Annotated in this window: 10 protein-coding genes; 4 read left to right on the top strand and 6 right to left on the bottom strand. The window is 70.8% G+C overall.

Annotated features, from left to right (window positions below):
- Nucleotides 1–84 precede the first annotated feature (84 nt).
- Nucleotides 85–2,715, bottom strand: coding sequence for a CshA/CshB family fibrillar adhesin-related protein (locus FCL41_RS04580; RefSeq protein ID WP_137066217.1), 2,631 nt, complete (start codon nucleotides 2,713–2,715; stop codon nucleotides 85–87).
- 398 nt (nucleotides 2,716–3,113) lie between these two features.
- On the opposite strand from FCL41_RS04580, the gene FCL41_RS04585 reads away from it, so the two are divergent.
- Genes FCL41_RS04585 through FCL41_RS04600 form a run of 4 tightly spaced genes read left to right on the top strand, consistent with a single transcriptional unit; the run spans nucleotide 3,114 to nucleotide 6,566 of the window.
- Entirely contained in the window at nucleotides 3,114–4,109 is a 996-nt protein-coding gene (locus FCL41_RS04585) for a Bug family tripartite tricarboxylate transporter substrate binding protein (RefSeq protein ID WP_137066219.1), read from the top strand.
- Entirely contained in the window at nucleotides 4,106–4,633 is a 528-nt protein-coding gene (locus FCL41_RS04590; protein ID WP_137066221.1) for a tripartite tricarboxylate transporter TctB family protein, read from the top strand. The genes FCL41_RS04585 and FCL41_RS04590 overlap by 4 nt, the downstream gene beginning before the upstream one ends.
- Nucleotides 4,633–6,165, top strand: a complete 1,533-nt coding sequence (locus FCL41_RS04595; protein WP_137066222.1) for a tripartite tricarboxylate transporter permease — start codon at nucleotides 4,633–4,635, stop codon at nucleotides 6,163–6,165. Before FCL41_RS04590 ends, FCL41_RS04595 begins: the two co-directional genes overlap by 1 nt.
- A complete protein-coding gene (locus FCL41_RS04600; RefSeq protein WP_137066224.1) occupies nucleotides 6,162–6,566 on the top strand; it encodes a universal stress protein in 405 nt (134 codons plus the stop codon). Before FCL41_RS04595 ends, FCL41_RS04600 begins: the two co-directional genes overlap by 4 nt.
- A 12-nt stretch (nucleotides 6,567–6,578) precedes the next feature.
- Here FCL41_RS04600 and FCL41_RS04605 read toward each other — a convergent pair whose 3' ends face one another.
- From FCL41_RS04605 to rlmC, 5 genes are all read right to left on the bottom strand, one after another.
- Nucleotides 6,579–7,616, bottom strand: a complete 1,038-nt coding sequence (locus FCL41_RS04605) for a hypothetical protein (RefSeq protein ID WP_137066226.1) — start codon at nucleotides 7,614–7,616, stop codon at nucleotides 6,579–6,581.
- 264 nt (nucleotides 7,617–7,880) lie between these two features.
- On the bottom strand, nucleotides 7,881–9,200 hold the full coding sequence (locus FCL41_RS04610) for a uracil-xanthine permease family protein (RefSeq protein WP_137066228.1): 1,320 nt from the start codon (nucleotides 9,198–9,200) through the stop codon (nucleotides 7,881–7,883).
- A 70-nt stretch (nucleotides 9,201–9,270) separates the two neighbouring features.
- On the bottom strand, nucleotides 9,271–9,903 hold the full coding sequence (locus tag FCL41_RS04615; protein WP_212723156.1) for a hypothetical protein: 633 nt from the start codon (nucleotides 9,901–9,903) through the stop codon (nucleotides 9,271–9,273).
- A gap of 79 nt (nucleotides 9,904–9,982) precedes the next feature.
- The gene (locus tag FCL41_RS04620; RefSeq protein WP_137066230.1) at nucleotides 9,983–10,660 is read right to left on the bottom strand and encodes an enoyl-CoA hydratase/isomerase family protein; all 678 of its coding nucleotides are present in this window, start codon (nucleotides 10,658–10,660) and stop codon (nucleotides 9,983–9,985) included.
- A gap of 137 nt (nucleotides 10,661–10,797) precedes the next feature.
- On the bottom strand, nucleotides 10,798–11,937 hold the full coding sequence (gene rlmC / locus FCL41_RS04625; RefSeq protein WP_275403759.1) for a 23S rRNA (uracil(747)-C(5))-methyltransferase RlmC: 1,140 nt from the start codon (nucleotides 11,935–11,937) through the stop codon (nucleotides 10,798–10,800).
- Nucleotides 11,938–11,954: the final 17 nt, after the last annotated feature.

Here is an 11,954-nt window from a genome sequence, read left to right on the forward strand (position 1 = left end):
CTTTCTCGTGTGCCCGGGCGGCCAGGGGCCACCACGGCGGTTGACACGTCAGGTGACGACGAGTGCGAGGCGCGGAGGCTCGCCTCACGCTCGTCGGTCGTGGGAGGTCGCTCGGGAGCGGCGGCGCCAGATCGCCAGCGTCACGCCGGCCAGCAGCGCTACGACCCCCGCGACGAGGTAGGCGTCCCGACCGATGCCACCGGTCAACGGGACGCTCAAGGACGGGGCGCTCTGGTTGACGAACCGGTAGAGGGCGTGGGTCCCTGCAGGAACCGTGACTGCTTCCTCGGGGTCCTCGACGCGCTGCCACGTGCGACCACCGTCGAGGCTCATCTCGACGCGGTCGAGGAAGTAGTCGTCCTGCGCGACCGCCGCGGTGGGCTCCTCGGCGAGGACGTACGCCTGGTCAGGCCGCACCTCCCACGTCTGGGCCGACTCAGGGTCGGAGGAACCCGGCGTCGACCGGGTGTCGAGCCCCAGGTCGTTCGGTGCGGGCGTCGCACTCAGCGTCCAGTCGTCCGGAGCCGCGTCACCACCCTCGACGCTCTTCAGCAGCGTGAGCTTCGCCGTCGTGTTCGTGACCGTGCACGTGACGTCCTGGCCCGCCTGGAGGGTCACCGTGCCCTTCGTGGTCTCCACGTCGTCGCCGGTGCGCGTGTCGAGGCACTGCCACCCGTCAGCGGTGGCGACGTACTCGGACGGCCCGTCCTCGCTCAGGGTGTAGGGAACGCCCGCCGACACGGGAAGCGTGGTCCCGCTCTCCTCGTCCTGGTGGCCCGGCAGCGCGTCGGCAGGGCCGGTGGCGGAGAGCGACCAGTCCTCGGGCTGCCGCTCCCCGAACTCGACCTCCTTGACGAGGGTCAGGCGCTGCTCACACTCGACGGTGTTGGTGATGCGGTAGCGGTTCGAGCTGCCGGGCAGCGTCACCGTCGCGGTGGTCCCACCCCTGCGCAGGTCGACACCGCCAGCTGCCACCCCGTCGCCGGTCAGGGTGCTTCGGGTCAGTCGGCAGCCCGTCAGGCTCTCGTCGATGTCGGTGGTCTCACCGATCTCCAGCGCGTCCTGGGGCCGGTACCCGTCCTGCCACGCGCCCCACTCAGGCGTGCCGTGCGACGGAGTCAGCGTGGGCGAGGCGTCGAGCCCCGGGGGCTGCGTCCCGTGGTCGTACTCCTGGCCGTCGACCACCCAGGTCTTGTCGACCTGCACCCGGGCGGCCAGGTCGACCCGGTGGTCCTCGACCTCACCGGTGAGGCTGAATCCGGTCGGCTGCTCGGCCTGGTCGCGGTCCTCCGCGATGCGCAGGCGCACGAACGTGTGGCTCATCCCCGGGTTGGCGTCGGCCGGGACGTCCCACTCCAGCGTCACCCGGTGGGGGCCACCCGAGGGGCACGTCGCCGTGGACGAGCGCTCGTCGGGGTCGAACACGCCGTTGCCGTTCCAGTCGATCCAGCCCGAGACGTAGGCCTCGCCCGTGTCGGGGCCGTAGCAGGGCACGTCGCCGAGCGAGTAGGTCTCCCGGGTGAGCACGTCTGCTGGCAAGCGACGCCCCTCGAGGCTCGAACCGTCGAGCCCGTCCTCGTCCTGGCTCGTCGCGAGGTCGTCCCCGTCAGCGCCGGGGCTGTGCTGGAGCTGGCGTTCGGCGTCGACCGTCTCGCCGAGGAGGGTCCGTTGGGGCAGGAGCAGGCTGCTCTGCTGCGCGGTGGACAGGTTGGTCGTGGCCCAGGCGGGAATCTCGCCGCCGCGCCACGTCGGCTGCAGCAGCGCACCGGCCCGGTCGTAGCTCTCGGGAGCGTCACCGAAGTCGGCGCCCAGGACGTACCCGAGGGCGATGGCGCTGTAGCCGCGACCCTGGATCTCGACCCGGGCCGAGACGGTGTCGCGGTCAGCGTCGTTCTGCAGGAAGGCCACGGCGTTGGGCCCGTGCCCCTGGGGGTCCGGGTAGGGCCAGACGAAACCGTTCTGGAGGGCGCACTCCTGCCCTTCCGTCCCCATCCGCAACGTGTTCGCGGCTGGCCAGGACGCCTGCGTGTACGCCTGGGTGCAGGTGCGCTGCTGCTCCAGCAGCCGCCAAGCCGAGCCCGGCTCCGCGGACGTCGCCTGCACCCACTCGGGGCCGTTCTTCGGATTGGGGTTGCTGTAGTTGCGGCCGCTGCTCGCCTCGGCGTCGGCGAAGACGATGCCCTCCAGCGGGAACGGGGCGCCGTCGAGCGTGGCTTCGCACGAGAAGTCGAAGGACATGCGTGCACCGTCGGTCTGGTCCTCGGTGACGCCCACGGGGGCGCCCTCCAGGCTGGGATTCGGGTTGCCCAGGCCGATCACCATCGAGTTCGGGTTGCGGAAGTCCTGCGGGTACTGCGGGTACGCGCCTTGCGCGTACCCCGCGCCACCGACGTTGTAGAGGTCGTCCAAGGAGTCGCCGGCCCAGCTGCCCGGGGTGTAGGTCACCAGCGGGGGAGTGAGCACCACGCCGGTGTTCGCGCCGTTGGCCCCGGTCTGCTGAGGCTGCTCCCAGGACAGGCCCTTGACCGTGCAGGTGGTCCGCAGGGTCGAGGAGCCGATCCTGCGCTCGGACGTCACGGTCTTCGAGCTCGAGGGACCCTGGAGGACGACGTCGTTGTTCTGGGAACCCCACTGCACCCAGTCGATGACCTCGGTGTAGCGGCCCTGGCTCGTCGAGGAGTCGGCGAACTCGGCCTCGGCCGGGGGGAGTGTCACCGCCCCCAGCGCACTCAGCGCCGTGGCGGCCACGGTGACGCCGACCACCGTGCGGCGCCGCCGGGTGACTCGAGTGTGTGCACCTTTCTGCAGGCAACCCATGACTTGTTCGCTCTCCCGAGACGAATGGACGTGCGTTTTCACTGGGGAGGGTAGGCAGACGTTTTCGGCCGCCCAAGGCAGGACGGCTGACCTGATGGGGTGAAGACGAGCACACCTCTTCAGGAGCGTCAGGAACGGTGTGGAGACGCGTTTTTGCTGCGCTGCGAGGGGCCGACGCGAAGCCGGCCAGTACCCGCACGTGGGCAGGTGGACGGGCCGATGCCCGTCTCGCGCCCGATGCCCCGCACGAGACGCAGAGGGTCGACAGCGCACGCTGGGCGAGCCAAGATGAGGGAATGCCCCCCAAGCGTGGTCGTCGACGGATCACGGCGACGGTGTGTGCGCTGGTGGTGGCGACCGCGAGCGCTGCCTGCGGAGTCACTCGCGGGGACGACAGCCGCGACCTCCTCATGATCATCCCCAACAGCCCAGGGGGTGGGTACGACCTCACCGGTCGCGCAGCGGTCGGGGTGATGGAGGCGGGCGGAATCACCGGCGGCGACATCACGGTCGACAACGTCGTGGGCGCCGGTGGAGCGGTTGCGATGACCTCCCTCATCGGGCGTGCCGGCGACGAGAACACGCTGATGACGGTGGGGCTCGGGGTCGTGGGATCGACCTACTCCTTCGGCAGCGAGTACGGCGTCACCGACGCCACTCCCATCGCCCAGCTCATGAGCGAGCCGGAGGGCATCCTGGTGCCTGCCGACTCGCCCTTCGCCACGCTCGACGACCTGGTGGCCGCCTGGAAGGCCGACCCCGGTGAGATCGCCATCGGTGGTGGTTCCTCGCCGGGCGGCCCGGACCACCTCTTCCCGATGCAGCTGGCCGACACGGTCGGCATCGACCCCAACGACGTCAACTACGTGGTCTACGACGGCGGCGGTCCGCTGACCTCCGCGCTGCTGGGCAAGAAGATCCAGGTCGGCTTCTCCGGCCTCTCCGAGTTCGAGGGCTCGATCAGGAGCGGCGACCTGCGGGTGCTCGGGGTGTCGGGGGAGGAGCGCTACCCCGCCGGCCCGCTCGCCGACGTCCCGACGCTCACCGAGCAGGACGTCGACCTCGTCTTCCTCAACTGGCGCGGCGTCCTGGCGCCTCCCGACATCAGCGACGAACGCGCCGCGGCCCTCATCGGCTACTTCGAGGAGATGCACCAGAGCCCGGGCTGGGCCGAGGAGGTCGAGGCGAACGGCTGGACCGACGACTTCAGGACCGGCGACGAATTCGGCGCCTTCCTCGCCGAGCAGGACACCCGGGTGTCGGACACCCTCGACGACCTGGGGTTGCTGTGAGCACCACCGACCTGGACCGCCCTGCCCCCGACGCGCAGCCCGCCCGTCCCCGGGACCGGGCCCAGTACGTCCTGGCCCTCGTCCTCGCAGCGCTCGGCGTCTACACGGTGGTCGACGCCCGGGGCCTCAACGTCGGGTTCGGCGACCCGATCGGCCCGCGGGTCTTCCCGTACGTCATCGGTACCGCCATGGTGCTGCTCGCGGTCCTGCTGGCCATCGCGACCTCGCGCGGTGACCTGCCGCAGGCCGAGGAGGGGGAGGACGTCGACCTGACGACCCCGGCCGACTGGGTCACGGTCGCCAAGCTGGTCGCCATCTGCGTGCTCAACCTGCTGCTCGTCAACGTGCTCGGGTGGGCGATCACCGGCGCGTTCCTCTTCGTGGGCGCGGCCTGGGCGCTGGGCAGCCGCACCCTGCTGAGGGACGTGCTCGTCGGGATCGTGCTGTCGGTGGGCTCCTGGTACTTCTTCTACTCCGGCCTGGGCGTGCAGCTGACCCCCGGCATCCTCGACGGGATCCTGTGATGGAGACCCTCGACCTCCTGCTCGGCGGCTTCGCCCAGGCCTTCACCTGGCAGAACCTGGCCTTCGCCGCGATCGGCGTCCTGCTCGGCACCTTCGTCGGCGTCCTGCCCGGTATCGGGCCGGCGATGGCGCTGGCCCTGCTGCTGCCGGTCACCTACGGCCTCGACGTGACCCAGGCGTTGATCATGTTCGCCGGCATCTACTACGGCGGCATGTACGGCGGGTCCACGACCTCGATCCTGCTCAACACGCCCGGTGAGAGCGCGTCGGTGATGACCGCCATCGAGGGCAACAAGATGGCCAAGCGCGGACGCGCGGCGCAGGCCCTGGCCACGGCCGCGATCGGCTCCTTCATCGCCGGCACCATCGGCACGCTGCTGGTCGCCTTCTTCATGCCGACCCTGGCCGAGCAGGCGGTGAAGATCGGGGCGCCGACCTACTTCGCGATCATGCTGCTCTCGATGGTCCTGGTCACGAGCGTGCTCGGGGCCTCGAAGCTGCGCGGCTTCATCGGGCTCTTCATCGGCCTCACCATCGGCCTCGTGGGCCTCGACCAGTCCACCGGGCAGGCGCGCCTCACGGGCGGCACCCTCGAGCTTGCCGACGGCATCGACATCGTGGTGGTCGCGGTCGGCGTCTTCGCCATCGGCGAGGCGTTGTGGACCGCTGCCCACCTGAGGCGCCGGCCCCTCGACGTCATCCCGGTGGGCCGCCCCTTCCTGGGCCGCGAGGACTGGCAGCGGTCGTGGGCCCCGTGGCTGCGAGGCACCGCCCTCGGCTTCCCGTTCGGGGCGCTGCCGGCCGGAGGCGCAGAGACGCCGACCTTCCTGTCGTACATCGCGGAGCGCCGGCTCGCCGCGCGCAAGGGACGCGACGACGAGTTCGGCCACGGTGCCATCGAGGGCGTCGCCGGTCCCGAGGCGGCCAACAACGCCAGCGCGGCGGGCATGTTCGTCCCGCTGTTGGCGCTGGGTCTCCCGGTGACCGCGACCGCCTCGATCCTGCTGGCGGCCATGCAGAAGTACGGCATCGTCGCCGGCCCCACCCTCATGACCGACCAGGCCGACCTGATCTGGACGCTGCTGGCGAGCCTGCTGATCGGCAACACCCTGCTGCTGGTGATCAACCTGCCGTTGGCGCCGATCTGGGCCAAGCTGCTCCGGGTGCCGCGACCGCAGCTGTACGCGGGCATCCTCTTCTTCGCCTCGCTGGGCGCCTACAGCGTCAACAGGGACCCGTTCGACCTGGCCCTGCTGCTGGTGTTCGGGGCGCTCGGCTTCGCCGTCCGCCGGTTCGGCATCCCGGTCCTGCCGCTGATCCTGGGCGTCATCCTGGGGCCGCTGATGGAGCTGAAGCTGCGCGAGGCGCTCGACGTCTCCGGCGGTGACCTCAGTGGCCTGGTCAACGAGCGGCTGGCGATCGTCGTGTACGTCCTCGTCGCGCTGGCAGTGGTGGGGCCGATCGTGCTGGGCAGGCTGCGTCCGAGGTCCGCCGTGGACGAGGTGCGGGACAACCAGGAGGTGGAGCGATGACGGTCGTGGTGGGATACGTCCCCAACGAGTTCGGGGATTCCGCCCTGGAGGCAGGCGTGGAGGAGGCCCGACGCCGCGGCTCACGGGTCGTGGCCGTCAACGCCACGCGGGGCGACGCCTACATCGACGAGCGGTTCGTGGGGGAGTCCTTGCTCGGCGAGCTCGAGGAGCGGCTGGCCAGCCTGGACGTGGAGTGCGTCTTCCGCCAGACCATCGGAGCCGACATCGCCGATGAGCTGATCGCGGTCGCCGAGGAGGTGGATGCCGACATGATCGTGCTGGGCCTGCGCTCGCGTACGCCGGTCGGCAAGCTGCTGATGGGCAGCGTCGCGCAACGGGTGCTGCTCGACGCCCCCTGCGCCGTGCTCACGGTGAAGCCGCCGGGCTTCCGGGCGCGCTGAGCGGGCGCCCGGTCACGGCGCGCCCACTCCTCGCTCGACCTCCGTCGAGGTGCGGGGAGGTGCGCCCTCGTTCCACCGGTCCACGGTCTGCAGGGTCCAGAACACGAAGAAGCCGGCCAGCAGCCAGACCTCCAGCTGGAGGACCAGTCGGCTGTCGTCACCGACGGGGACGTTGAGGCCCCAGAGCGCGAGGCACCCGACGACCATGGCCGAGCCCAGCAAGAGGTAGGCGATCCCCCACCGGCGTTCGGGCGCGTCGCCGGCATGGGCGTCCTCACGCAGCCGGTGCACACCGATGGCGAAGATCGTCGCGATGACGAGGATGAACATGACGATGGCCGACGCGTTGTGGGCCCCGGTGAGGAAGTCGTCGCGGTCGTTGGTGAAGCTCCACACCCCCCACGCCCAGAGGGCCGTCGCGGCGCCCCACGACAACCAGTAGCTCGTCGCGTGCTCGACGACGGGCGCCCAGCGCGTCCACAGGTGCGCGACCACGCCGACCACTCCGATGGCGAGCAGGGCCACGAAGAGCACCGTGTAGTAGGAGCTCACGTTGTTGACCACCGCGGGGGTGTGGCCCGCGATCACCGAGTCGGCCTCAGGACGGGAGGTGACCAGGCCGCCGGTGGCGTCACGCAGCCCGCACCGGTTCGTGTCCAGCGTGGGTACGAAGGCGACGATCGGCGTCAGCATTCCCGCCAGGTTGAAGAGGCTGTCCTCGACGACCGTCTTGCCCCAGAGCACGATCATCACCACGCCCAGTGCGACGAGCGTTCCGACGAAGACCGACTGGACCGGGGTGAAGTAGTACGCGCTGATCGAGCCCTGCCAGCAGCCGCCGGCGGCGCGGTACTCCCGCAGGACCGACACTGCCAGGAGGGTGAGGAGGCCGAGGACGCTCAGCCGCAGGAAGCGGTAGGTCCGCAGGGCCACCACGGGCGCAGGGTGGCCGTGGACAGGGCCGACCGACTGGTGCTGGGCAGGGCCGAGGTCCGTGCGGACCGGCTCGCCGGCCCTCGTGCTGCTCCTGCTGTCGTCCGAGATCGCCATGGCCGACTCCACCCCAGCGCTTGCCCAGCACTTGCCCGTGGTGCGCCCGAGCGCGCACCACGCCTGGCTGGTCCTCCCAGTGTGGCCCGGCCGGGTCCGCTGCGCCAGAGGCGAGGTCGTCGCCAGCGACGTACGCGCCTGCCTGGCCGCGGGGCTGCGGTCGCTGTGCACACGGCCCAGGACCAGCCCGTCGTGCTGCGTCAGCCCGTGCGGGCAGGTGCTTCGGGGCTGGTGCTCAAGGGCGGGGAGGACCGACCCTGACGGTCAGGCCTTCGCCGGGTCCTTGCGGAGCTTCTCCAGACCGGCCATCAGGTGGTAGAGCACCAGCACGGCAGCCGTGCCGATGGCGATGCCACCGAGCTTGACGTCGCCGAAGACCAGGACGTCGTTGCCCATGCCCATGGCCAGGATGAGGGCGACGGCGACCGGGAAGAGGTTGCGCTGCTGGCCGAAGTCGACGCGCTCGTCGATCCACATGCGGACGCCGATGAGGCCGATGATGCCGTAGAGCGCGAGGGTGGCGCCGCCGATGACGCCGTTGGGGATCGTGAAGAGCAGCGCGCCGATCTTGGGCGACATGGCCAGCAGGACGGCGATGATGCCCGCCACCCAGTAGGCGGCGGTGGAGAAGACCCGCGTCGCACTCATGACGCCGATGTTCTCGCCGTAGGTGGTGGTCGCCGAACCACCGCCGAGGCCAGCGACGACGGTGGCGGCGCCGTCGGCGAAGAGGGTGCGACCGGTCATCTCGTTGATCGAGTCGTCCTTGACCAGGTGGGCGACGGAGCGCACGTGGCCGACGTTCTCCGCGATGAGCACGAAGACCACCGGCAGGAACATCGGCAGGATCGACCAGTCGACGCTGGGGGTGGTGAAGTCGGGCAGGCCGATCCAGTCAGCAGCCTCGACCTGGGTGAAGTCGATGACGCCGAGCGCCAGGGCCACGAGGTAGCCCACCACGAAGCCGAGCAGCACGGCGATGCGGCCGACGAGGCCACGGAAGAGGGCGGCGATCACGACGATGGAGAGCACCGTCACGGTTGCCAGCAGGACGCTCTCGTTGTCGGCCGGCTTGCCGCCCGGCGCGAAGAGACCGCCTGCATCGAGGGCGATCACGTTGTTCCACGACGCCTGGGCGAGGTTGAAGCCGATGAGGGCGACGATCGCGCCCATGACCACCGGCGGCATGAGGACGTGGATCCAGCGCGTGCCGACCTGGTTGACCAGGAGGCCGACCAGCGCCAGCAGGACGCCGGTCACGATGATGCCGAAGAGGGCGGCGCTGAAGTCGTCGCCGTTCTTGGCGGCCAGGACCGGCGCGATGAAGGCGAAGGAGGACCCGAGGTAGCTGGGCACCCGGTTGCGGGTGATCAGCAGGAAGAGCATCGTGCCGATGCCGGAGAAGAGCAGCGTGGTGCTGGCCGGGAAACCGGTGATGATCGGGACCAGGAAGGTCGCGCCGAACATCGCCACGACGTGCTGGGCGCCGAAGCCGATGGTGCGCGGCCACGAGAGTCGCTCGTGCGGCGCCACGATGGCGTCGGGGGCTACGGTCTTGCCGTCGCCGTGAAGGGACCAGGACAAGAAGTCCTCCTGTGGGAATGAGGTGGAGGAACCCGCGGAGCAGGTTCGAATGCCCTGAGCCTAGGAGCGTTCAGTCGCAGTTGTCGCACAACCCCGTGGCCGGAAGCACCATGAAGCAGTGGGGGCAGAGCTTCTCGGCCGGGGGAGCGGGCTTCGCCGGGGCCTTGGGCGTGGTGGTGCGCGGCGTCCGGGGGGCGCTCGTACGCGGGCTGCTCGCCCGCGGCGTCGACGACCGAGGTGCGCGTGGCGCCCGCTCACCCGCCGCCGGGGCGGGAGGCAGGGCGGGCTCCCCGCCGTCGGCGGGGAGGTCGGCGCCGTGGCGGCGGTAGCACTCGAGGCGCTCGATCGCGGCATGCATCTCGGGGTTGGTGACGACGTCGCCACGTACGGCGTTGACGGTGTCGGCGTACCACTCCGGCATCCGGCCGTCCGGTCCCACGACGAGGGAGCCGAGCAGCGGCTCGGCACGCCGGCGGCAGTCCTTGGCCACGCGGAAGAGGATGTCGCCGATCCACAGGCCGGGCGCCTGACGGTTGCGGATGCGGGTGCGCTCCTGCACCTGACGCGCGAGCTCGGGGACCGTGATCACGGCGTGGTACTCGGTCGCGACGTCCGCCAGGACGTGGCGCGCCGCCAGCGCGAAGGTCTCCCTCGCGTTCTCCAGGTCGATGGTGCGGGCCTCGATCCACGGAGTGTCATTCACGTCCCGGAATTCTACGCCTGCGACGACGAAGGTCCCTCGCCGTCCACGGCGGGGGACCTTCGCGTGTGACCTGTCTGACTCAGAAGGTGAGGTCGGACGGCTGGGGCTCCAGGAGCGCCTCGACCGCACCGGCGTACAGCACCTGCTTGATGCGTCCCAGGGTGCGGCGGTCCTTGCCGGCCAGGGGCGCGACCCGCGCCTCGGCGGCCTCGCGGAGCCGGTCGAGCGAGGTGGCCTCGTCGACGAGTCCGGCCTCGGCCGCCTCGGCGCCACCCCAGCGCCGTCCCGTGGTCATGGAGGCGACCTGGGCCTGGGGGGTGGTCTTGGCGACGATCAGCGCGTTCATGCCCGCGGTGAAGGGGATGAGGATGTCGACCTCGGGGAAGCAGAAGAAGCCGCGGTCGTCGCGCATCACCCGGAAGTCGTGGGCGATGGCGAGCATGGCGCCCCCGCCGAAGGCATGGCCGTTGATCGCCGCCACGGTCGGCACGGGCAGCGTGAGGACCTTGGCGAACATCGCGTGGATGCGGTCGACGTAGCCGGGCAGCTCGCCGGCGTGGGCCATGATCCAGTCGAGGTCGAGGCCGTTGGAGAAGAACTTGCCGCTGCCCGTGGTCAGCAGCACGGCCGGCTCGGCGCTGGCGGCGATCTCGTCGAGGGCGGTGTCGACCTCGGTGAGGAAGTCGGGGGAGAAGCGGTTCTCGTCGCCGCCGAGGTCGAGGGTCCAGACCGGACCGTCCTTGATCAGTGCAGGCATGTTCTCTCTCCTGGTTGCGTACGTCTGTCGCGTCGGCGACTGCCCAGAGGTTACCCATGGGTAGTCGACTTGTCCTCCCTACGCCTCACCGGCCGCGTGAGCGTGAGCGACCTGGCTGTGCTCTGGTCCCACGCGCGTCACCGCGCGAGGAGCACCAGCACCTCGTAGTGACCGGTCTGCGGAAACATGTCGAGCAGCTGGGCGCGTACGGGGCGCAACGATCCCATCGCGGCCAGGTCGCGAGTCAGGCTCTGTGCGTTGCAGCTCGAGTAGAGGACGTACGGCGTCTCCGAGCGCTCCAGCCATCCCGCGAGGTCGTCGCCGATGCCGCGCCGCGGTGGGTTGACCACGACCAGGTCGGGCGCCTCGTCCTGGGCCAGGGCCCATGTGGTCGCGTCGGCCGTGACGAAGTCCAGGCTGTCCAGCCCGAGCTCGGTGGCGGTGGTGCGGGCGCTCACGACGGCCTCGGCGCTCACCTCCACGCCGGTGATCCGTCGGCCCGGCGTCGCCAGGTGCAGCGCGAAGCCGCCGACCCCGCAGTAGAGGTCCCACACGCTCTCGGCGTCGCCGGCGAGCTCGCCGACCCAGGCGCGGGCGGCGCGGTAGAGCCCGGCGGCCACCGCGGTGTTGGTCTGGAAGAAGCTCTGCGGGCGCAGGTGCAGGCCCACCTCGTTGACCTGCATCGTCAGCGTCTCGCCGTGGAGCACGACCTCGTCGGGCCCCTCGAGGACGGCCTTGTGCTCAGGCTGCAGGTTGACCGAGACCACCTCGACGGGGCTGCCGGCCTCGCGCAGCTGCGACAGGAGCGTGGTCAGGTGCTTGCGGATCCGCAGCACCGGCTCGGTCGAGCGCAGCACGAAGCGCACCATCAGCGCGCCCGAGGGCGCCTCGGTGACCAGCACGTGCTTGAGCTCGCCGCGGCGCGTCGCGAGGTCGTACGGCACGAGGCGCGCGAGCGTCACGAAGTGGGCGAGGACGCCGAGCGCGGCGTGCATGCGAGGCGTGTAGAGCGGGCAGTCGCGCAGGTCGACCCCGGCGCCGCCAGGCGTCAGGATGCCGAGAGTGGGTGACTCCACGGTCCCGCCGGCGACCATCTTCGCCTTGTTGCGGAAACCTGCCTCGGGGCCGGTGAAGGGCTCCAGCCACTCCGGGCTCCCGAGCGGGTCGAGCAGGGTACGCACGTGGGCGCTCTTGTCGGCGACCTGGTCGACGCGCGGCACGGGGAGCAGGCTGCAGGAGCGGCACCGCCCGGTCGCGAAGTGGGCGCACTCGATCACGGCCGTGCCCCCACCCG

This window comes from Nocardioides jishulii, assembly GCF_006007965.1.
Lineage (GTDB): Bacteria > Actinomycetota > Actinomycetes > Propionibacteriales > Nocardioidaceae > Nocardioides > Nocardioides jishulii.

What these genes read in the sequence shown, in the direction of transcription:
- FCL41_RS04585 (WP_137066219.1), top strand. Translation starts at nt 3,114, where the DNA reads ATGCCCCCCAAGCGTGGTCGTCGACGGATCACGGCGACGGTGTGTGCG.
- FCL41_RS04595 (WP_137066222.1), top strand. Translation starts at nt 4,633, where the DNA reads ATGGAGACCCTCGACCTCCTGCTCGGCGGCTTCGCCCAGGCCTTCACC.
- FCL41_RS04600 (WP_137066224.1), top strand. Translation starts at nt 6,162, where the DNA reads ATGACGGTCGTGGTGGGATACGTCCCCAACGAGTTCGGGGATTCCGCC.
- FCL41_RS04605 (WP_137066226.1), bottom strand. Translation starts at nt 7,616, where the DNA reads ATGGCGATCTCGGACGACAGCAGGAGCAGCACGAGGGCCGGCGAGCCG.
- FCL41_RS04620 (WP_137066230.1), bottom strand. Translation starts at nt 10,660, where the DNA reads ATGCCTGCACTGATCAAGGACGGTCCGGTCTGGACCCTCGACCTCGGC.